Source organism: Streptomyces sp. NPDC057474 (genome assembly GCF_042802555.1).
Taxonomy (GTDB): Bacteria; Actinomycetota; Actinomycetes; order Streptomycetales; family Streptomycetaceae; genus Streptomyces.
Genome location: NZ_JBHVDX010000034.1, coordinates 1 through 21,113 on the forward strand (window position 1 = coordinate 1; position 21,113 = coordinate 21,113).

General features: G+C 71.3%; 19 protein-coding genes. 10 read left to right on the forward strand and 9 right to left on the reverse strand.

Going from position 1 to position 21,113, the window contains the following annotated elements; all coding sequences use genetic code 11:
• Window positions 1-31 precede the first annotated feature (31 nt).
• The 5 genes from ACFU53_RS12765 to ACFU53_RS12785 form a co-directional block, all read right to left on the reverse strand.
• Window positions 32-826, reverse strand: a complete 795-nt coding sequence (locus ACFU53_RS12765; protein WP_383989972.1) for a VOC family protein — start codon at window positions 824-826, stop codon at window positions 32-34.
• A complete protein-coding gene (locus tag ACFU53_RS12770; RefSeq protein WP_383989975.1) occupies window positions 823-1,296 on the reverse strand; it encodes a GNAT family N-acetyltransferase in 474 nt (157 codons plus the stop codon). Before ACFU53_RS12770 ends, ACFU53_RS12765 begins: the two co-directional genes overlap by 4 nt.
• Before the next feature lie 251 nt (window positions 1,297-1,547).
• Window positions 1,548-2,624, reverse strand: a complete 1,077-nt coding sequence (locus ACFU53_RS12775; protein ID WP_383989978.1) for a small ribosomal subunit Rsm22 family protein — start codon at window positions 2,622-2,624, stop codon at window positions 1,548-1,550.
• A gap of 98 nt (window positions 2,625-2,722) precedes the next feature.
• A complete protein-coding gene (locus ACFU53_RS12780) occupies window positions 2,723-3,901 on the reverse strand; it encodes a serine hydrolase domain-containing protein (RefSeq protein ID WP_383989981.1) in 1,179 nt (392 codons plus the stop codon).
• Window positions 3,853-5,304, reverse strand: coding sequence for a Bcr/CflA family efflux MFS transporter (locus ACFU53_RS12785; RefSeq protein WP_383989984.1), 1,452 nt, complete (start codon window positions 5,302-5,304; stop codon window positions 3,853-3,855). Before ACFU53_RS12785 ends, ACFU53_RS12780 begins: the two co-directional genes overlap by 49 nt.
• Window positions 5,305-5,403: 99 nt before the next feature.
• On the opposite strand from ACFU53_RS12785, the gene ACFU53_RS12790 reads away from it, so the two are divergent.
• Window positions 5,404-6,441, forward strand: a complete 1,038-nt coding sequence (locus tag ACFU53_RS12790) for a Gfo/Idh/MocA family protein (RefSeq protein ID WP_383989987.1) — start codon at window positions 5,404-5,406, stop codon at window positions 6,439-6,441.
• On the opposite strand, the gene ACFU53_RS12795 is transcribed toward ACFU53_RS12790, so the two are convergent.
• On the reverse strand, window positions 6,428-8,089 hold the full coding sequence (locus tag ACFU53_RS12795; protein ID WP_383989989.1) for an alkaline phosphatase D family protein: 1,662 nt from the start codon (window positions 8,087-8,089) through the stop codon (window positions 6,428-6,430). The genes ACFU53_RS12790 and ACFU53_RS12795 overlap by 14 nt on opposite strands.
• 158 nt (window positions 8,090-8,247) lie before the next feature.
• On the opposite strand from ACFU53_RS12795, the gene ACFU53_RS12800 reads away from it, so the two are divergent.
• The 3 genes from ACFU53_RS12800 (at window position 8,248) to ACFU53_RS12810 (ending at window position 11,848) form a co-directional block, all read left to right on the forward strand.
• Window positions 8,248-9,138 carry an SDR family oxidoreductase gene (locus ACFU53_RS12800; protein WP_383989992.1) on the forward strand — a complete coding sequence of 297 codons (891 nt, stop codon included), beginning with the start codon at window positions 8,248-8,250 and terminating at the stop codon, window positions 9,136-9,138.
• Between the two features lie 517 nt (window positions 9,139-9,655).
• Window positions 9,656-11,122, forward strand: coding sequence for an ABC transporter permease (locus ACFU53_RS12805; protein WP_383989995.1), 1,467 nt, complete (start codon window positions 9,656-9,658; stop codon window positions 11,120-11,122).
• A gap of 36 nt (window positions 11,123-11,158) precedes the next feature.
• Window positions 11,159-11,848 (forward strand): ABC transporter ATP-binding protein, encoded by a 690-nt coding sequence (locus ACFU53_RS12810; protein ID WP_383989998.1) that lies wholly within the window; start codon window positions 11,159-11,161, stop codon window positions 11,846-11,848.
• Window positions 11,849-12,001: 153 nt separating this feature from the next.
• Here ACFU53_RS12810 and ACFU53_RS12815 read toward each other — a convergent pair whose 3' ends face one another.
• Both ACFU53_RS12815 and ACFU53_RS12820 read right to left on the reverse strand, forming a co-directional pair.
• Window positions 12,002-13,039, reverse strand: coding sequence for an aldo/keto reductase (locus ACFU53_RS12815; RefSeq protein WP_383990001.1), 1,038 nt, complete (start codon window positions 13,037-13,039; stop codon window positions 12,002-12,004).
• A gap of 60 nt (window positions 13,040-13,099) precedes the next feature.
• Complete coding sequence (locus tag ACFU53_RS12820) at window positions 13,100-13,426, reverse strand: nuclear transport factor 2 family protein (protein ID WP_383990004.1); 327 nt, start codon at window positions 13,424-13,426, stop codon at window positions 13,100-13,102.
• A gap of 158 nt (window positions 13,427-13,584) precedes the next feature.
• Between ACFU53_RS12820 and ACFU53_RS12825 the strand changes: the two genes are divergently transcribed.
• The 6 genes from ACFU53_RS12825 to ACFU53_RS12850 all read left to right on the forward strand — a co-directional run bounded on the left by ACFU53_RS12825 (window position 13,585) and on the right by ACFU53_RS12850 (window position 19,549).
• Window positions 13,585-14,130 (forward strand): DoxX family membrane protein, encoded by a 546-nt coding sequence (locus ACFU53_RS12825; RefSeq protein ID WP_383990006.1) that lies wholly within the window; start codon window positions 13,585-13,587, stop codon window positions 14,128-14,130.
• Window positions 14,131-14,184: 54 nt separating this feature from the next.
• On the forward strand, window positions 14,185-14,529 hold the full coding sequence (locus ACFU53_RS12830) for a MazG-like family protein (protein ID WP_383990009.1): 345 nt from the start codon (window positions 14,185-14,187) through the stop codon (window positions 14,527-14,529).
• A complete protein-coding gene (locus ACFU53_RS12835; protein ID WP_383990012.1) occupies window positions 14,522-15,058 on the forward strand; it encodes a hypothetical protein in 537 nt (178 codons plus the stop codon). Before ACFU53_RS12830 ends, ACFU53_RS12835 begins: the two co-directional genes overlap by 8 nt.
• A gap of 177 nt (window positions 15,059-15,235) precedes the next feature.
• Window positions 15,236-17,464: an MMPL family transporter gene (locus ACFU53_RS12840; RefSeq protein WP_383990015.1), complete on the forward strand. Its 2,229-nt coding sequence runs from the start codon at window positions 15,236-15,238 to the stop codon at window positions 17,462-17,464.
• 117 nt (window positions 17,465-17,581) lie between these two features.
• Complete coding sequence (locus tag ACFU53_RS12845) at window positions 17,582-18,847, forward strand: sensor histidine kinase (protein ID WP_383990018.1); 1,266 nt, start codon at window positions 17,582-17,584, stop codon at window positions 18,845-18,847.
• A 9-nt stretch (window positions 18,848-18,856) separates the two neighbouring features.
• Window positions 18,857-19,549, forward strand: coding sequence for a response regulator (locus ACFU53_RS12850; protein ID WP_383990021.1), 693 nt, complete (start codon window positions 18,857-18,859; stop codon window positions 19,547-19,549).
• A 100-nt stretch (window positions 19,550-19,649) separates the two neighbouring features.
• On the opposite strand, the gene ACFU53_RS12855 is transcribed toward ACFU53_RS12850, so the two are convergent.
• Window positions 19,650-21,098, reverse strand: coding sequence for a family 43 glycosylhydrolase (locus ACFU53_RS12855; RefSeq protein WP_383990024.1), 1,449 nt, complete (start codon window positions 21,096-21,098; stop codon window positions 19,650-19,652).
• Window positions 21,099-21,113 lie beyond the last annotated feature (15 nt).

Sequence of the window (21,113 nt, forward strand, 5' to 3'; positions counted from 1 at the left end):
GTGAGGGGTTCCGGCGGGGCGGAACCGTCTTTCAACGGGCCCGGAGCTGGGTCACCAGAAAGGTGAGGCCTTCCGGGCCGCTCAGCCGCAGTACAGGGCGGCCGCCGTCCTCGATCCACGAGACCTGGCCGCCGTCGCGCTCGCGGACGCGTGCGGCGACGGTGGCCAAGCCGTCGACACCGACCATGAGCTCCCACTGCGGGGCGGCGCCCGTGGTGGTGAAGTCGGCGTGGGCGAAGTCCGTGTCGGTCACCTCGCGGTAGAAGTCCCGGGCCCGGTCCGGCTGTGCGCAGGCCAGGACCATACGGTGCGGTGCGCCGGTGGAGCCCGGCGGAAGTCGCCACCCGCCGAACCGGTGTGGCTGCCAGAAGGAGACTGCCGCGCCCACCGGATCGACCAGCGTGGCCAGGCGCCCCTGGTCGCCCGCCTCGAACGGCGGGACGACGAGACGGGCCCCGTTCGCCACCGCCGTCCCGGTGCGTCGGTCGACGTCGTCGACCGCCAGGTAATAGGCGATGTGGGCGGGGGTCCCCGGCGGGTAGACCGGATGCGCGAGATCACTCACACCGCCGAGCCACCAACCGGTCCCACCTGCGGCCCTCCCGTCCCGACCGGCACCCCAGCCGCCCTCACCGGCGGCTCTACCATCCCCTCCGCCGGCCCGGCCGCCCCCGAACGAGATCTTCGTCGCCCGGCGCCAGTCCTCCTCGTCGACGGCGAAGTGCCAGCCCAGGAGGTCGGCGAAGAAGGCGGCGGTGCCGGGCAGATCACGGGTCTTGAGGTCCATCCAGCAGAACTCGTTCAGGGAGCCGAGGCGGGTCGTCATCCGGCCAGCTCCAGCACCCCCACCGTCTGGCCCCCGCTGGTCTCCCCCGTCGTACGGAAGCCGAGGCCCAGGTAGAAGGCCTCCGGGCCGTCGGGGCCGGGGTGCCAGGTGACGAAGAGCCGACTGCCGCCACGACGGCGGATCTCGGCGGCCACGGACTCGACGGCGAAACGGCCGTACCCCCGCCCCTGTTCGTCGGCGGCGATATTGAGACGCCAGAGCCCGGAACGGATGTCGGTGCCCGAACCGTCGCCCTTCCAGTCGATGTCGAGGAAGGCCATCAGGAAGCCGACGGCCCGGTCGCCGTCCCGGATGAGCCGGGGCCAGGCGACACCGGGGTGGACATACGCCTCGGCGAGTGACTTCGCGACCGGCTCCACCAGGTGTTCCTGGTCGGGGCGGATGCGTACGTCGAGTGCGGCTTCGAGGTTGGCGGGGGTTATGTCGGCCAGGTGCGGGTTGGTTGTCATGATCGATCAGATAGCCGGAAGTGGTGCGGGTCCCGCAAGCGATTTACGGGACCGTCGAACCGTTCGAACCGTCCGGGTCGTCCCGGGGACGCCCCCAGCGACATCATCGCGATCTGACAGCTGAAGCGATTGCCCTCCACCGCGATCCTGCCCAGCGCGGACAGGACGGAGGCCGGCGTGTCAGTGCCCGCGTCGGCGTGCTCCTGCGCGAGCGGCCGGTTGTCCGCCACATCGGTCAGTACGCGGCCGCGTCAAGCTTGCTCTTCGACGTCCCCGGCCGGGGGCCAGGCGTCGCCCCACTCCGCGTCACGGGCCGCCCTGTAGAGGAGGCCGTGGCGCTTGGTGACGGTGCTCCGGCTGAGGGCGGGCACGGCTCCGGTCGCACTCTCCGCGGCGGTCTCCGTCCCCGTATCCGTCCTCGTATCCGTATCCGTCTCCGCCCCCGGCTCGCAGAGGTCCAGGAGGACCTGGCCCTTGCGGATCTGGGGCTTGCGGACGACGCGGGAGGGGGCCGGGGCCGGGGTGAAGCGGGTGGCGGCGACGTAGCTGAACTTCTCGTCCTCGTACGGCAGGGTGCCGCCCTTGACCTGGCGGTGCAGGGAGGAACGGCTGACGCGGGCGGAGAAGTGGCACCAGTCCTCGCCGGGGACGATGGGGCAGGCGGCGCTGTGCGGGCAGGGCGCGGCGATGTGGAAACCGGCGGTGATGAGACGGTCGCGGGCCTCGATGACGCGGGCGTAGCCGTCGGGCGTGCCGGGTTCGATGATCACGACGGCCTGGGCGGCGGTCGCGGCCGCCTCGACGACGGCGGCGCGGTCGGTGGCGGTCAGCTCACCGAGGACGTAGGAGACGGTGACGAGATCAGTGCTCTCGATGGTGAGCGCCGATCCGATACGAGAGCGCTGCCACTCGGCGGCCTTCAGCTCCGGGTTCGCCGCGGCGATCTCCCGCCCGAGCGCCAACGCCGGCTCCGCCCAGTCGAGCACCGTCACCGGCCGCCCGCCCTCCCAGGTCGCGTTCACCGCCCATGTCGCCGCGCCCGTGCCCCCGCCGACATCCACGTGGCTGCCGGGCTCCCACCCGGGCACCGCCACCGAGAACGCCTCCAGCGCCGAGCACACCGCCTCGAACGTCGCCGGCATCCGGTACGCCGCGTAGGCGACGACATCCGACCGGTCCCGCAACACCGGCGCGTCCGTCGGCGTCCGCCCCCGATAGTTCGCGATCAGCCGCTCCACCGCCTGCGTGGCCGACTTCGGCGGTAGCCCGTCGAGGAGACCGGCGAGAGCGGTGCGGAGGGTGTCGGCGGAGGAGGCGGGGGCGTTCACGTGGCGATTCTACGAGGGGGCGGGAGTGCGGCGAGCGGCTCTGCGCTGGTCCCGGTCCGGGCCGGACCGGCCGGAGCCTCTGGTCCCTTCGACCGGTCTCACATCCCCCGCACCGCCCGCGCCACCCGGGTCCCCGCCGCCGCCCGTGCCGCGTTGATCGGGTCGCGGCGGCGCGGGTGGACCGCGTTCGTGAGGAGGACGAGGAAGGTGTCCGTGGCCTGGTCGAGGACCAGGGACGTGCCCGTGAAGCCGGTGTGGCCGGCCGCGCCCCGGCCTGCCAACTCCCCCATGAACCAGGGCTGGTCGAGGGCGAAGCCGAGGCCCGGCGCGGTGAGCATCAGCTCGATGAAGTCGGGGCCGAGGATGCGGGCGGGACCGTAGGAGCCGCCGGACAGGAGGGTGCGGCAGAAGATCGCCAGGTCTCGGGCCGTCGAGAAGAGGCCCGCGTGGCCGGCCACACCGCCGAGGGACCATGCGTTCTCGTCGTGGACGTGGCCACGGATCATGCCCCGGTCCGCCTTCGCCCAGGGGCGGCGTTGGTCCTCCGTCGCCGCGGCGGCCGGGCAGGGGCCGAAGGTCGTCGACACCATGCCCAGCGGCTGGGTGATGCCGTCGCGGATCAGGACGTCGAGGGTCCGGCCGGTCAGGCGTTCCAGGACGTGCTGGAGGAGCAGAAGGTTCAGGTCGGAGTAGAGGTGGGCCGTGCCGGGGGGAACCGTCGGGGCCTCCGAGCGGAGCATCACCAGGCGGGCGGCCGGGGACGGGCAGTCGTACAGCGGGAGTTCGGGGCGGAGCCCGGAGGTGTGGGTGAGGAGGTGGCGGACGGTGAGACCGTGTTCGGCGGCGCCGGTGAACTCGGGGAGGTACGCCGCCACCTTCGCGTCGATGCCGAGGGTGCCGCGTTCCAGTTGCTGGACGGCGGCCACGGCGGTGAACAGCTTGGTGAGCGAGGCCAGGTCGAAGGGGGTGTGCGGGGTCGCCGGTACGCGAAAGTCCGGCGGAGGTTCCAGTCCCCCGTCGGTGCGCTCGTCGTAGGCCTCGTAGCGGACCGCCCAGCCCGCCGCCTCCTCGACGGCGATGACGGGGCCGCGGCCGGCGAGGACCACGGCGGCGGGGGCCCGGGGGCGGTCCCCCTCCGTCAGCGCGCGCACGTCTCGTACGAGATGGCGCAGTTCCTCGGGGTCGAGTCCGGCCCGTTCCGGGGTGTCCGTGCGCAGTCTCGGCGCGCTCAGCTGCCTACTCCCTCCACAGTCGTACGTCTGTTCCAAGGACGGCACAGTGCCACGAAGCAGGTCGCGGCCACCAGTGTCGCGGCCAGTTGGACGACGGCCATGGGGACGGCGGTGTCCTCGCCCGCGACGCCGACCAGGGGGGACGCTATCGCGCCGATCAGGAAGGACGAGGTACCCAGCAGGGCCGACGCGGAACCCGCCGCGTGGCGTACCCGCATCAGGGCGAGGGCCTGGGTGTTGGGGAGGGTGACGCCCATCGCGGACATCAGCACGAAGAGGGCCGCCGAGACCGGGGTCAGGCCGACCTCGCCGAAGACGCCCAGGGACATCAGCAGCAGCGCGGTCGCGGAGAGGGCGACGATGACGAGGCCCACCGCGAACACCATGTCCAGGCTGACGCGGCCGACCAGGATCTTGCCGTTGATCTGGCCGACGATGACGAGGCCGACGGAGTTGACGCCGAAGAGCAGGCTGAACGTCTGCGGGGAGGCGCCGTAGATCTCCTGGATCACGAACGGGGAGGCGCTGATGTACGCGAAGAGGGCGGCGAAGGCGAAGCCGCCGGAGAGCGTGTAGCCCATGAAGATCCGGTCGGTGAGCAGGCCGCGCATCGCACCCAGGGTTTCGCCGATGCCGCCGCTGTGGCGCTCGGCGGGGGTGAGCGTCTCGGGGAGTTTCGCCCAGACGACGGCGAGGAGCGCGATGCCGATGACGGTGAGGACGACGAAGACACCCCGCCAGTCCGTGACGCGGAGGATCTGGCCGCCGATCAGCGGCGCGATGATCGGGGCCACCCCGGAGATCAGCATCAGGGTCGAGAAGAAGCGGGCCATCGCGTCACCGTCGTACAGGTCCCGGACCACGGCCCGGGCGATCACGATCCCGGCCGAACCGGCGAGACCCTGCACCAGGCGGAAGGCGATGAGGGTCTCGATGGTGGGGGCGAGGGCGCAGAGCGCGGTGGCGACGATGTAGACGGCGAGACCGAGAAGCAGCGGGCGGCGGCGGCCGAAGCGGTCGCTCATCGGGCCGATCAACAGCTGGCCGAGCGCCATGCCGGCGAGGCAGGCCGTGAGCGTGAGCTGGACCGTGGTGGCGGGGGCGTGGAGGGAGTTGGTGACCTCCGGCAGGGCCGGGAGGTACATGTCCATCGCGAGGGGCGGGGTGGCGGTGAGGCCGCCGAGGATGAGGGTGACGAGGAGACCGGTGCGGCGGAGGGCGGTGGGGTTGGTCTTCGACAGCTGCGGCTTCGACGACTGCGGCTTCGACGACTGCGGCTTCGACGACTGCGGCTTCGACGACTGCGGCTTCGACGACTGCGGCTTCGACGACTGCGGCTTCGACGGTTTCGGCGGCCGCTGTTCCCCCGTTGTGCCCGGCTTCGCGTACTCCGCCGCCACCGTGTTCGACTCGGCCGGTGCCGAGCCCGGTATGTGCCCCTCGGGCATGTGCCCCTCCCTCTCTGTTCGGTCCGCCACCTATGCTCTCAGCTCGTACGACGTGGGCGGGGTCACAATCCCGCCCCGGGGCCGAGGACAGGGGTGGCGATGTCGAACGACGGACGTGTGCGGTGGGGGATCCTGGCGACCGGAGGGATCGCCGCGGCCTTCACGGCCGACCTCGTCGACCTGCCGGACGCCGAGGTCGTGGCGGTGGCCTCGCGGAGCGAGGACTCGGCGAAGACCTTCGCGGAACGGTTCGGGATACCGAGGGCGTACGGCGACTGGCGCGCGCTCGCCGAGGACGCGGACGTGGACGTGGTGTACGTCGCCACTCCGCACTCGGCGCACCGGGTCGCCGCCGGAATGTGTCTGGAGGCGGGGCGGAACGTGCTGTGCGAGAAGGCGTTCACGCTGAACGGGCGGGAGGCGGAGGAGCTGGTCGCGCTGGCCCGGGAGCGCGGGCGGTTCCTGATGGAGGCCATGTGGATGTACTGCAATCCGCTGGTGCGGCGGCTCGCGGACATGGTGCGGGACGGCGCGATCGGTGAAGTGCGGACCGTGCAGGCCGACTTCGGGCTCGCCGGGCCGTTCCCGCCCTCGCACCGGCTGCGGGACCCGGCGCAGGGCGGGGGCGCGCTGCTCGACCTCGGTGTGTACCCGGTGTCCTTCGCGCAGCTGCTGCTCGGGGAGCCGTCGGACGTCACGGGGAGAGCGGTGCTCTCCGAGGAGGGCGTCGATCTCCAGACCGGAGCACTGCTCTCGTGGGAGAGCGGTGCCATCGCTTCGGTGCACTGCTCCATCGTGGGCGGCACGGGCACGTCCGCCTCGGTCACCGGTTCCGAGGGCCGCATCGACATCCCGTCCGGGTTCTTCTTCCCGGAGCGGTTCGTCCTCCACCGCGACGGCCGCGACCCGCAGACCTTCACCGCGGACCCGGCCGACGGCCCCCGCAACAGCCTCCGTCACGAGGCCGCCGAGGTCATGCGGGCCCTGCGCGCCGGGGAGACGGAGTCCCCGCTCGTCCCCCTCGACGGCACCCTCGCCGTGATGCGCACGCTGGACGCGATCCGGAACCGCGTCGGGGTGCGCTATCCCGGCGAGGACGACCGTCAAGGTGACCGACTGGCGGTTACGCCGGCGTGAGCCCCGGCTTGCCCGCCTCCACCGCGAAGGACGCCACCGTCGAGATGCCCGCGCCCGTCGTCGTCACGTACGGCACGGCCTTGAAGTCGGCGCGGGCGGACTCGCGGCCGAGAGCGACCGTGACGTACCCCCGACGGCCGTTGTAGAAGCGCATGTGGGGGTTGGCGGTCATGTAGGTGTCCCAGTTGGCGGGCTTGTCGGAGCCGTTGCCGCCGCTGGTGATGGACGTGGCGACGAGTTCCGTGCCGACGGTCCGGGACGAGCGGTTGTCGAAGTCACGCTTGATGTCGAAGGCGTAGCCGACGTGGACGTCGCCCGTGAGGACCATGAGGTTCTCGATGCCGGCGGCGTCCGCGCCGGCGAGGAGACGTTCGCGGGAGGCGCTGTAGCCGTCCCATGAGTCCATGGAGACCTTGTAGGCGTCGCCGACGGCGTTGCGGCGCTGGGAGAAGGTGACCTGCTGGGGGACGACGTTCCAGACGGCGTCGGACTTGGCCCAGCCGTTCAGGAGCCAGCGTTCCTGCGTGGCGCCCGTTATCGTGCGCGCGGGGTCGGCGGAGTCCGGGCCCGGGGTCTGCCAGCCGTCGCCGTACGCCTGGTTGGAGCGGTACTGGCGGGTGTCGAGTATGTCGAACTGGGCGAGGCGGCCCCAGTTGAAGCGGCGGTAGAGCTTCATGTCGGGCCCGTCGGGTTTCTGCGGGGTGCGCAGCGGCTGGTTCTCCCAGTACGCGCGGTACGCGGCGGCGCGGCGCAGCAGGAACTCCTCCGGGGGGACGTCGTTCTCGGGGATGTCGTCGGCGTAGTTGTTCTCGGTCTCGTGGTCGTCCCAGGTGACAACGAACGGGTGCGCGGCGTGCGCGGCCCGCAGGTCGGGGTCGCTCTTGAAGAGGGCGTACCGCAGGCGGTAGTCCTCCAGGGTGACCGTCTCGCGGTTGAACAGGTCGGGCAGGACGCGGTCGGTGTACTTGCGGTTGCCGCCGGCCGAGTTGACCGCGTACTCGTAGAGGTAGTCCCCGAGGTGGAAGACGACATCGATGTCCTCGTCCGCCAGGTGCCGGTAGGCGGTGTAGTAGCCGTCCGTGTAGGCCTGGCAGGAGACGGCCGCGAAGGAGAGGCCGGTGGAGCCGGTCAGATGGGCACGGCCGGGGGCGGTGCGGGTGCGGCCGGTCTCGCTGATCCAGGTGCCGGTGCGGAAGCGGTAGTAGTAGACGCGGCCGGGGTCGAGGTAGCCGACCTCGACGTGGACGGTGTGGTGGAACTCGGGGTGGGCGGTGGCGGTGCCGCGTCTGACGACCCGTCGGAAGTTCTCGTCGTGGGCCAACTCCCAGTGGACGGCGACGCGTTCGGCGGGCAGCCCGCCGTCCGGCTGGTACGGGGACGGGGCGAGCCGGGTCCACAGGAGTACGGAGGCGGGCAGCGGGTCGCCGGAGGCCACGCCGAGGGTGAACGGGTCCTCGGTGATCCGCCGCGCGTCGAGCGGGGCGGCGGCCGCGGCACCGGCCGCGGGAAGGTTGGTGGCGAAGGCGAGCGCGGCGGCGGCTCCGGTGACGGTGAGGAAGCGGCGGCGGTCGAAGTGCCGGGCGGCGGCGCGAAGTTCGGGCGTGTGGGACGAACGGGGCGGCGTCGATTCGTGGGCTGCGGGTGTCATCTGGCCCTCTCCTGACGGTTGTTGTACTTGGCATTGGAGTGGCCAGGTTCGACGATCTTCTGTCGCGTACACAACAGCCAGATGGCGGATGGATGAGTTCCGGATGGCGCGCCCTTCCTGCGGGGTCGACCGCACACCCTCCCTTACGCTGCGAGCCCATGAAGGCTAAAGGAACCAAGATCGCGATCGTGACGGGCGCGGGCTCTGGCATCGGCCGTGCCGTGGCCGTGGAACTGCTGCGCGCCGGCTGGTCGGTGGCGCTGGCGGGCCGCCGCGAGGAGAAGCTCGCCGAGAGCGCGGCCGAGGCCGTCGCCGCGCCGGACACCGGCACGGGCACCAGCACCAGCACGGGCACGGGGGCAGGTGCCAGCACCGGCACGGGCACCAGCACGGGCACGGGCACCAGCACCGGCACCGGCACCGGCACCGGCACCGGCACCGAGTCCCCGGAGGCGCTGTGCGTCCGTACGGACGTCTCGCGGCCCGGGGACGTTGACGCGCTCCTCGCCGCCGTGCGCGAGCGGTTCGGGCGGCTGGACCTGCTGTTCAACAACGCGGGCACGTTCGGTCCGGGCGGGGTGCCGGTGGAGGAGCTGGACTACGCGGCCTGGCGGCATGTCGTGGACACCAACCTCAACGGGGCGTTCCTGTGCGCGCAGGCGGCATACCGGCAGATGAAGGAGCAGGACCCGCAGGGCGGCCGGATCATCAACAACGGCTCCATCTCCGCGCACACGCCCCGGCCGCACTCCGTCGCGTACACCGCGACCAAGCACGCGCTGACCGGCCTCACCAAGTCGCTCTCGCTGGACGGGCGGCCGTACGGCATCGCGGTCGGCCAGATCGACATCGGCAACGCGGCGACGGACATGACCGAGCGCATGGCGAACGGCGTCCTGCAGGCCAATGGACAGCTCGTGCCCGAGCCGGTGATGGATGTGACCGATGTGGCGCGGACCGTGCGGCACATGGCGGAGCTGCCCCTGGAGGCGAATGTGCAGTTCGCGACGGTGATGGCGACGACGATGCCGTACGTCGGACGGGGCTGAGCCGCCGGAGAGCGGGGCCGGCCCGTGCGAGGAAGGCCGGCCTGTGCGAGGAAGGCCGGCCCGGCCGTGCCCACCAGGCCCCGGCGGCACTCGTCCATGGCTCAACTTCCACAAACGGAAGGTGTTCCTCCGGTCCATTCGAGCACGTGGCAGGCATATGCTCAGGACTCGTCTCCACGAGAGCTTCACACTTGGAGACGGCGGCTTCCGCGACCAACCCGAGGGGGGAGGCGGCAGCCGTTCCGTGCTCCGGAAGGGGGCGGACCTCGCGTGGGACCGCGAGGTAAGCACCGGAGCGCGGAACGGCTGCCGCCGATTTTTCTTCTCCGGGCGGTAGCCAAGCGGGATTTCCTGGCAATAGCCCATGGACGGCTCAGGAATTCGCTGTCTTATCGAAATCTGATGCCCGGCCTCGATTTCTCAGGCCTTACACATTCCTTACTCAGGACCCCTCAAAGGTTCCTCCCTAGCTTGTGACCGCGCCCACAGCGGGCGCCAAGAACCTTTGAGGAACGGGATGTTTGGCATCTATCTCAAGCGCGAGCTGGGCCGGCGCAAGAAGGCGGCTCTGGTCATCGCCATGGGTCTGGCGCTCGGAATCGCGCTGGTCATCACCGTCAACTCGGTCTCGACGGGGATGCGGCAGGCGCAGGACAAGGTCCTTCAGTCGCTCTACGGCCTGGGCACCGACATGACGGTCACCAAGGCCAGAGAGGCGCCCTCCGGGGACGACGAGGAGCAGGGCGGACCCAGATTCGAGTTCGACGCCGGCTCCGACGACGAGGAGGAGCAGAGTTCGGACCGGGTGATGACGCAGGGCGGGCAGACCCTGAAGTCCGCGCTCGTCGCCGAGGTGGCCAAGCAGGACGGCGTCGCGGAGGCCGTGGGCGCACTCAGCCTGAACGTCACCAAGGTCGACGGCTCCTTCACCCAGGGCGAGGCCCGGACCGACGACTCCTCCTCGCAGCAGGGCCAGGGCGGTCCGGGCGGCGGCACCGACCAGGGCGGCGGCTCCAGCCAGCCCCGCGTCGAGGGCGGCGGCGCCTCATTCGGCGTCAACAGCTACTCCGTCGCCGGTGTCGACGTCAGCGACCAGGACCTCGGCCCGCTCGCCACCTCGAAGATCACCAAGGGCAAGACGTTCACCGCCTCGCAGACCGACGCGAAGGTCGCGGTGCTCAGCACGTCGTACGCCAAGGAGAACGAGTACACGGTCGGCGAGACCCTCATGATCTCCGGCACCAAGTACAAGATCATCGGTATCGCGACGCCCGACAGCAGCGAGGCGACCACCGACGTCTATCTGCCGCTGAAGCAGGCGCAGACGCTCGGCGACGCGAAGAACACGGTCACCACGATCTACGTCAAGGCGACCGACTCGCAGCAGATCGACGCCGTCAAGGCGACCATCCAGAAGAACATCTCGGGGACGACGGTCACCACCTCCGCCGACCTCGCCGAGACCGTCTCCGGCTCGCTGACCACCGCCTCCGACCTCGCGACCAGCGTCGGCAAGTGGCTCTCCATCGCCGTGCTCGCCGCCGCGTTCCTGGTGGCCGCGCTGCTCACCTCCTCGGCGGTGTCCCGCCGGGTGCGCGAGTTCGGCACGCTGAAGGCGCTCGGCTGGCCGAGCCGCAAGGTCACCCGGCAGGTCGTCGGCGAGTCCATGGTGAACGGTCTGCTCGGCGGCGCCCTCGGTATCGGGCTCGGCCTCGCCGCCGCGTACACGGTGACCGCGATCAGCCCGACCCTCAAGGCGGAGCTGGGCAACACCGGCGGGATGGGCGGCGGCCCCGGCGGGGGCGGTGCTCCCGGCCAACAGACCTCCAACGCCCTGGAGATCGCGCTGGCCGCGCCCGTCTCCCTGTCCACCATCGCGCTCGCGGCGGGCCTCGCCATCGCCGGCGGTCTGATCGCGGGGGCCATGGGCGGCTGGCGCGCCTCCCGGATGCGCCCCGCCGACGCCCTGCGCAGCGTGTCCTGAACCCCGCCCCTTCACGCCAGACCCACGGAGTAACCCATGTACAAGCTCACCGGCGTCACCAAGCGCTACAAGCGGGGCAAGGAGACGATCGAGGCGCTGCGCGGCATCGGCCTCGTCATCGAGGACGGCGACCAGCTCGTCATCCAGGGCCCCACGGGTGGCGGCAAGTCCACCCTCCTGCAGATGATCGGCGGCCTGGACCGCCCCTCCGAGGGAAGCGTCGAACTGGACGGCGTCGACCTCGCCTCCATCAGCGAGGCCAAGCTGACCCGGCTGCGCGCCGAGAAGATCGGCATCATCTTCCAGGCGTTCAACCTCATCCCGACGCTGACCGCGCAGGAGAACGTCGAGACCGCGCTCGTCCCGCTCGGCGTGAAGCCGGCCGAGCGGCGCGAGCGGGCCGCCGAGGCGCTGCGCTCGGTGGGCCTCGGCGAGCGCCTCACCCACGCCCCGTCCGAGCTGTCCGGCGGTCAGCAGCAGCGCGTCGCCATCGCCCGCGCCCTGGTCAAGCGACCGAAGGTGCTCCTCGCCGACGAGCCCACCGGCAACCTCGACGAGGGCACCCGCGACGAGATCATGGCCCTGCTGGAGGGGCTGTGGCGCGAGCAGGGCCTCACCTTCATCCTGGTCACGCACGACTCGTCCATCGCCCGGCGGGCGCCCCGGCTCGCCACGATCAAGGCGGGGCAGCTGACGCTCACGGAGCAGGAGCAGTACGCGAGCTGAGGCTTCCTCAGCCGCTGACCCACAGGCCGTAGCGCCTGCCGAACAGGCCGTAGCGCCTGCCGTACAGGCCGTAGCGCCTGACGTACAGGCCGCGCCGAGCCGCCGGACCAGGACGAACTCGGCGTCGCTGTCAGCGGCTGCCGTACGGGCCGCTCACCGCCCCAGGATCCCATCGATCTCGGACACCTGGTCCGCGGTGAGCGGCCCTTTCGCGAGGGCGCCCGCGTTCTCCTCGGCCTGGGCGACCGAGCGGAAGCCGGGGATGGGCACGGTCTGCGGACTGCGGGCCCAGATCCAGGCGAGGGCGCCCTGCGCGAGCGTACGGCCCTCACTGGTGAGGATCTCGCGCAGCGCCTCGACCCGGCCGAGCCACTCCGGGTCGGCGCCGGCGTCCGCGGTGAAGCCCGGCAGCCAGGCGGGTGGAGCGCTGCGGATGTCCCCGGCCTCCAAGGCGCGCCCGGCGGTGTGCTTGCCGGTGAGCAGACCCATGGCGAGGGGGCTGCGGTTGACGCTCGCGAGGTTGTACTCCTCGCACAGCGCGAGGAGTTCGGGTGCGTCCTGCAGGATGTTCAGCCGGTGCTGCACGGCCGCGCAGTGCGGCCCCTGGGCGAACACGGCGGCACGGTCCGGGTCGTCGGTGCTCCACGCGTACGCCCGGATCAGACCCTCCCGCACGAACTCCTCGCAGGTGTCGCGGAGTTGGGCCGCCCGCTCGGGGTCGGCGTCGGAGAGGTGCAGCTGGTACAGGTCGACGTGGTCGGTGCCGAGACGGTCGAGGGAGGCGGTGAGGGCGCGGCGGGCGTGGGCCGGGGTGTCGTCCTGGCCGGTCAGGGTGCGGGTCGGCTCGTCGAAGACGTTGCCCCATTTGGTGGCCACGACGACGTCCGCGCGGCGCTTGCCGAGGGCGCGGCCGAGCACGCGCTCGCTGTGCCCGGTGCCGTACGCGTCGGCCGTGTCGAAAAAGGTGACGCCGAGGTCGAGGGCGCGGTGCACCGCCCGTACGGACTCCTCGTCGTCCACCTTCCCCCAGCCGAGCGGCTGCCCGTCGGCGGCCTGCCACTCACCACCGATCGCCCAGCAGCCGAAGCCGAGGGCGCTGACCTGGATACCGCTGCGGCCGAGGGACCTGGTGTACGGGTGCGGGTGCGGGTGCGTGTGCGGGTGCGTGTGCGGGTGCGCGTTCGTCTCCATGACCAAGGACGTTAGGAGTTGGAGTGCACGCGAACGCAAGCCCCCGAACCCGACGGGCTGTTACGCCTGGCTTGTCTCGAACCGGCTGATCCTGCCGTCCTCCGACACCGTGAAGCGCCACGCGGTGCGCATCTCGCCCCAGGCGTCGTTGCGGTAGTTGGCGACCAGGGCCCGGCCGCCGGCGGTCTCGCGGTGGACCTCCATGTGGCCGTGGGAGGAGAAGATCTCCCGGTCGGTCCAGTCCGCGAGGTCACGGTCGGAGCCGTCGTCCGACATGGTCGCGTCGTCCGTGAGGAGCGCGAAGAACGCGTCCTGGTTGTGGGCGTTCACCGCGGCGACGAAGGCCCGGACGGCCGGGTCGCTGAGTTTGGCGGGTGCGATCGTCATGGCGGTCAGCCTCACACCGTTCGCGGGGGTACGCCACCGGAGGCGCACGGGGAATTCGGCGCCACCCGAACGGGCGCGCGAGCGGATCGGGCAGGTGTGATCGGTGCGACGGTGGATACGCGGGAGGGGACCTACCCACGGGCTGCCCGGGAGTGTTCATGACCTCATTCGACCGACGTGATCTGGGTCTGCTGCTGCTCCGGCTGGGCGCGGGCGGTGTGCTCGCCGCGCACGGGACGCAGAAGCTGTTCGGCTGGTTCGGCGGGCACGGCATCGAGGGGACCGGCGCGTTCATGGAGTCCGTCGGGTACGCGCCCGGCAAGGCGAGCGCCACGGCTGCCGGACTGGCCGAGACGGGCGGCGGCGCGCTGCTCGCGCTGGGCCTCGCGACGCCCGCGGCCGGTGCCGCCGCGGCGGGCGCGATGGGCGGCGCGACCGCGATCCACGCGCCCAACGGCTTCTTCAACGCCGAGGGCGGCTACGAGTACGCCGCGACCCTGGGCCTGGCCGCCGCGGGCCTGGCGGTCACCGGCCCCGGGAGGATCTCCCTCGACCACGCGTTCCGCCATGTCTTCGACCGGGGCTGGATGGTCCCGGTGGCGCTCGCCGGCACGGCCGCGGTCACGGCGGCGGTCGTGGGCATGCGCAACCAGCGGGTGCGGAAGGAGAAGGAGGGCGAGCAGGAGGCGCTGTTCGAGGAGTGACCGTCTCTTCGGGGGACGGCCGTCACTGTCGTAGGGGCGTGACAAGCTGCGCCCATGAGCGAGCAGACCCACTCCCCCGACGACCTCTGGCCGTCCGTCTCCCGCCTCCACGCCTGGCTGGAGGCGGACCAACCGTACGGCGGCCAAGAGGGCCTGCTCCTGCGGATGTTGAAGCTCCAGGAGGAGGTCGGCGAGGTCGCGCAGGCGGTCATCGGCGCGACCGGCCAGAACCCGCGCAAGGGCACCACCCACACCTGGGACGACGTCCAGTCGGAGCTGTGCGACGTGGTCATCACGGCCCTGGTCGCCCTGCGCACCCTCACCCCGGACGCCCGCGCGGTCTTCGCGGCCCACCTGGCCCGGGTCACCGAACGCTCGCTGGGCTCCCGCCGTGGCTGACAGCGCGTTCTGGATCGCCGCGCTCACCGCCGGGACGGCCGTGCTCGCGAGCTGGGTGACGAGCAGGGGGACCGCGCGGGCGGCGCGCATACAGGCGGACACGACGGCGAGCGCGCAGCGGGTGGAGCGGCTGCGGGAGGCCCGGCGGACGGCGTACGCGGAGTTCATGGAGCAGGCGCAGCGGCTGAACGATGTGCACTGGAAAGTGTCCGACGTGGTCCGGGGCGCCGAGGGCGGCGGGCTCGGGCCGGAGCAGGTCGAGGAGCTGCGACGGCTGCGTGAGCGGCAACGGGACGAGTACGCCGCGCTGCGGAACCTCACCTGGGTCGTCTCGCTGGAAGGACCCGACGAGGTCGCCGATCTCGCCAACACCGTCAGGCGGTCGACGAGCCCCTTCCACAAGGCGATCGAGGCGATGATCGAGGGCGATACCGGTGCCGTCGCCCGCTTCGACGCCTGTTACGCGCCGTTCTGGCAGGCGCTGAGGACCTTCATCAAGGCCTCCCGCGACACCCTGCACGCCATGTAGACCGACCTCCGGTCGTACCCCGGCCATACACCGGTCATACCCCGGGGTGACCCGGCGGTCGGGTCGTACTGCGTTCCGAGTAGCCGGGATTGTCGGCAGCCGCACGACGACGGGAGGGGGTCCCGGCCGGGAGTCTGGGCAGGCATCCGAGACTTCTGACGTGGAGACCTGCGACCCATGGCAACCTTCCTTCATCGGCTGGGCCGGCTGGCCTTCCGCAAACGCTGGTACGTCATCCTGTTGTGGGTGGCGGTACTGGGCGCCGTAGGTGTCGGCGCCCTCAAGGCCCCCGGAGCCTCCGACGAGGAGTTCTCCATGCCGGGCATCGAGTCCCAGAAGGCGTTCGACCTGCTGGAACAGCGCTTCCCCGGCGTCACGGCCGACGGCGCCACCGCCCGGGTCGTGTTCGTCGCGCCGAGCGGCGAGAAGGTCACCGCCACCGAGAACAAGAAGGCCGTCGAGGACACCGTCGCCGATCTGGCCGACGGCTCGCAGGTCGCGAGCGCCGTCGACCCGTTCCAGGCGCAGGCGGTCAGCCAGGACGGCTCGACGGCCTACGCGACCGTCACCTACGAGGCCGCCGCGAACGACCTCACCGACGCCAGCCGGACCCACCTGGAGGACGCGCTCCACGCGGCCCAGGACGCCGGGCTGACCGTCGAGGCCGGTGGCGACGCGGTGGCCGAACAGGCCGGTGCGGGCGGGATGGCCGAGGTGATCGGCGTGGCCATCGCCGCCGTCGTCCTGCTGGTCACCTTCGGCTCGCTGGCCGCGGCGGGGCTGCCGCTGCTGACCGCGCTCGTCGGTGTCGGCTTCAGCATGGCCTCGATCCTCGCCCTGTCCGACGCCTTCGGCCTGTCCACCACGACCGGCACCCTCGCGATGATGCTGGGCCTCGCGGTCGGCATCGACTACGCCCTGTTCGTCGTCTCCCGCTACCGCGAGGAGCGCTCCAAGGGCCGTACGCCCCAGGAGGCGACCGCTCTCGCCACGGGCACGGCCGGATCGGCGGTCGTGTTCGCCGGGCTCACCGTCGTCATCGCGCTGGCCGGACTGTCGGTGGTCGGCATCCCGATGCTGACGAAGATGGGGCTGGCCGCCGCGGGCGCCGTCGTCGTCGCCGTACTGATCGCGCTGACCCTGGTCCCGGCCCTCCTCGGCTGCTGGCCGAACGCCGTGCTGGCACGGAAGGCGCGCAGGAGCGGCCGTATGGAGGAGAGCAGCGAGAACAACGGGGGCACCCGCTGGTCCCGGTTCGTGCTGCGCCGCCCCGTGCCGGTACTGATCCTCGGTGTCATCGGACTCGGCGCGCTCGCGGTGCCGATGACCGGTCTACAGCTGGGCATGCCCGGCGACGAGGCCAAGCCGACCTCCACCACCGAGCGCCGCGCCTACGACGCGCTCGCCGAGGGCTTCGGACCCGGGTTCAACGGGCCGCTGACGATCGTGGTGGACGCCAGGGGCACGGACGACGCGAAGGGCGCCGCGGAGACGGTCGCGAAGGAGATCGGTGCCACCAAGGGGATCGTGTCCGTCTCCCCCGCACGCTTCAACGAGGCCGGCGACACCGCCGTCTTCTCGGCCGTGCCCGCCACCGCGCCGACCGACGAGAAGACCAAGGACCTGGTGACCGTCATCCGGGACGAGCGTCCCGGCATCGAGTCCGAGACCGGAGCGACGTTCGAGGTCACCGGCACCACCGCGCTGAACATCGACATCTCCGGCAAGGTGCAGTCCGCGCTGGTCCCGTATCTGCTGGTCGTGGTCGGCCTGGCCGTCCTCCTGCTGATGGTCGTCTTCCGCTCCCTGCTCGTCCCGCTCAAGGCGGCCGTCGGCTTCCTGCTGTCGGTGCTCGCGTCGCTCGGCGTGGTCGTCCTGGTCTTCCAGCAGGGCCACGGCGCGGAACTCCTGGGCGTGGAGCAGACCGGCCCGATCATGAGCCTGATGCCGATCTTCCTGGTGGGCATCGTCTTCGGCCTGGCCATGGACTACGAGGTGTTCCTCGTCTCCCGGATGCGGGAGGCGTACGTCCACGGCGACCGGGCCGACGAGGCGATCACCAGCGGCTTCCGGCACAGCGCCCGGGTGGTCGTGGCCGCTGCCCTGATCATGATCGCGGTGTTCGCCGGGTTCATCGGCGAGAGCGACTCCATGATCAAGATGATCGGGTTCGGGCTGGCCTCGGCGGTCCTGTTCGACGCGTTCGTCGTCCGCATGGCGATCGTGCCCGCCGTGCTCGCCCTGCTCGGCGACAAGGCGTGGTGGCTGCCGAAGTGGCTGGACCGGATGCTGCCCCACGTCGATGTGGAGGGTGAGGCGCTCACCCGCCGCGCCGACGCGGATCCGGCCCCGGCCGACACGGCCAGGACGACCGACCCGGCCGACCTGGAAGTGACGCGCACCTGAGCCAACCGCCCACCCCCACCGGGGGCCGTCCGTGGCCAAGGACACGGGCGGCCCTCGGGGCGTTCGCACCCGAATTCGACCAGCATGGTCCCCCAGCCCCACCGACCGGAGTCACCGATGAGTATCAGCCTGGAACGGCGCTACGCGGATCGCCTGGAGGAGTTCTCCCACCGCCATCCCTTCCTCGTCGACCTGGCGATGGTCGTCACGCTGATGGGGTGCGCGGTCCTCGGCATGGCACTCACCCTGCCCGGCGCCGAGCCACCGGACCAGGACGAACTCGGCGTCGCTGTGATGGGCGTGTCCTGTCTCGCCCTGCTCAAGTACCGTGCCCACCCGCGCAGCGCCCTCGTCGTGACCGTCGTCTGCACCGGGGTCGCGATCACGCTGGGCTATCTGATCACCCCCCTGCTGCTGGCACCGATCATGGCGGCGCTCTACTGGCTGGCCACCCTCACCGACCGGCAGTCCACCCGCGCCTACGGCCTCACCACCATCGCGGCGATGACCCTCGCGGCCGTGCTCTCCGACTCCATGAACCACCTCTCGCTGTTGATCAGGACGATCGGCCCCGTCTTCTGGCTGCTGCTGCCCCTCGCCGCGGGCCGGGCGACCCAGATCCGGCGGGCCTACCTGAAGTCGGTGCAGGCCCGCGCCGAACACGCCGAGCGCACCCGGGAGGAGGAGGCCCAGCTCCGGGTCACCGAGGAACGGATGCGCATCGCCCGCGATCTGCACGACGTGGTCGCCCACCACCTGGCCCTCGCCAACGCCCAGGCGGGCACCGCCGCACACCTCACCCGCACCGACCCCGAGCAGGCCCACCGGATCCTCACCGACCTGACGGCCACCACGTCGTCGGCGCTGCGCGAGCTGAAGTCCACCGTCGGTGTGCTGCGCCGGCCCGACGACCCCGAGGCCCCGCTCGCGCCCACCCCCGGACTCGACCAGCTCCCGGATCTGACGGCCTCGTACGAGTCCGCCGGGCTCACGGTCACCGTCACCACGGAGGGCGCCCCGGGGCAGCTCGACCCCGGCGTGGACCTGACCGCGTACCGGATCGTGCAGGAAGCCCTCACCAACGTCAGCAAGCACGCCGCCGTGGACGCGGCGCGCATCCGCCTCGCGTACGAGGAGGCCCACCTGACGGTCACGGTCACCGACGACGGCGGCGACGGCACGGCGCGCCCCGCCGGCACCCCGGCACCCGGCCGTGGCTTCGGCCTCATCGGCATGCGCGAGCGCGCCAGGTCCGTCGGCGGCTGCCTGAGCGCCGGTCACCGTCCCGAAGGCGGCTTCGAGGTCAGCACCGACCTGCCGCTGCGCCCTCGCCCCCGCACCCCTGAACCGGACGCGCAACCGACCCACGACCAGCGGAAGTAGCACAGCACCATGACCATTCGTGTCCTGCTCGCCGACGACCAGGCCCTCCTGCGGGCCACCTTCCGGATCCTCATCGACTCCTGCGCGGACATGGAGGTGGTCGCCGAGGCCACCGACGGCCGGGAGGCGGTCGACCTCGTCCGTATCCACCGCCCCGACGTGGTCCTCATGGACATCCGTATGCCCGGCACCGACGGGCTCACCGCCACGGCCGTGATCTGCGCCGAGGAGGAACTGGCCGACACCCGCGTACTGATTCTCACGACCTTCGAGATCGACGAGTACGTGGCCCAGGCGCTTCGCTCCGGCGCCAGCGGCTTCCTCGGCAAGGACGTCACCGCCGACGTGCTCCTCGACGGCATCCGCACGGTGGCCGCCGGCGACACCCTCCTCTCCCCCGCCGCCACCCGCACCCTCATCACCCGCTTCCTCGCCGCCCCCGCCCCCGGCAGCCGCCTCGCCACCCCCGACCAGCTGGCCATCCTCACCACCCGCGAACGCGAGGTCATGTCCCTGGCCGCCGAGGGCCACTCCAACGACGAGATCGCGGAGAAGCTGTACGTCAGCCCGCTGACGGTACGCACCCACGTCCACCGGGCGATGACGAAGCTGGGGGCCAGGGACAGGGCTCAGCTGGTGGTGATGGCGTACCAGTCGGGGTTGGTGCAGGTGACACCGCCGGACCAGGGCGGCGCCCCGTAAGGGGCGCGGGGAACTGCGCGATCAGCCACAACGGACCGACAGACCGCGACGGCCCCACGCCCCCAAGGCGCATCCGACTCGCGAACCGAACGTGCCGGCCCTACTCCTTGTAGAAGGTCGCGTCCTGCCGGTCGAGGGCCGTGCTCACCGGCTGGGTGTAGAGCAGGTTGTTGAAGTGCCGGATGTAGCGGCCGGGGAAGTTGTACGACTCGTACGAGACCCCGGCGGCGGTGTCGGCGAGGCCCGCCCGCTGGTGGAAGGAGGCGTCCGCGTCGAACAGCGCCGTGCCGTCGTCCTTCTCCACCCACAGCTCGTTGTTCTTGTGGCGGAGGTAGTAGCCGGGGAAGTTCGCCGACTCCAGCGAGACCGTGCCGCTGCCCGTGAGGCCGGTGACGACCCGGAACTGCGAGTCGGCGAGGTTGGTGACGTTGGCCTCCAGCTTCGCGCGGTACTCCCAGTGCCGGATGAACCTGTCCGGGTAGTTGTACGAGGAGAGGCGGACCGGGGTCGCGCCATCAGCCACCGGGATACCGAAGTTGGGTGTGCCGTCGGCGTTCCAGTACAGCTTCTGGTAGCGGGTGCGGCGGTTGGGGTCGTTGAGCGGGTCGCCGCTGATGTCCTTGTAGCTGCGGTCGTGGTAGACGAGGATGTCCGACTTGCCGTCCTCGGAGACCGTGAAGGTGTTGTGGCCGGGGCCGTACTGGCTGGTGGCCGCGTTGCTCGTGAAGACCGGGGTGGAGGTCTTCGCCCAGGAGGCCGGGTTCATGAGGTCCGCGGTCGCGGAGGCGGTCAGCAGGCCGAGGCAGTAGTTGGCGTCGGTGGCGCTGGCCGAGAAGGACATGAAGACCTTGCCGTTCTTCTGGATGACGGCCGGGCCCTCGTTGACGCGGTGTCCGACGGTCTCCCAGGAGTACGTGGGCGTGGAGATCATCACCGGGCTGCCGCTGATGGTCCAGGGGTTGGACATCTTCGCCAGGTACAGGTTGGTGCCGGTGCCGACCGCCGGGTCGTTCTGCGCCCAGCTGAGATAGCGGGTGCCGTTGTGCGTGAAGGTGGTGGCGTCCAGCGAGAAGGTGTCCAGGGGCAGGGAGATCCGGCCCCTCTCGGTCCAGGTGCCGGTCAGCGGGTTGGCCGCGCTGGTCTCCAGGACGTACGGGCGGATCTTCCAGATGTCGTTCGTGGCGCCGGCCGCGAAGTACACGTACCACTTGCCGTCGATGAAGTGGATCTCCGGCGCCCAGATGTGGGCGCCCATGTCACCACTGGCGTGCTTGGTCCAGATGGTGGTCTCCGTGGCCGTGGCCAGGCCCTGGAGGGTGGTGGCCCGGCGCATCACGATCTTGTCGTACGCCGGGACGGTGGCCGTGAAGTAGTAGTAGCCGTCGGTGTGCTTGAAGATGTGCGGGTCGGCCCGCTGCTCGGCTATCGGGTTGGTGAAGGTGACGGCCGGGGACGCGGGCGCGGCGGCCTGGGCGGGGGTGGTGACGCCGGTGAGCACGGTGAGCGCCGCCGCGGCGGCCACCAGAACCCGTCTGACGAGTCGTCTCATGTCTTGTTGCGGCCC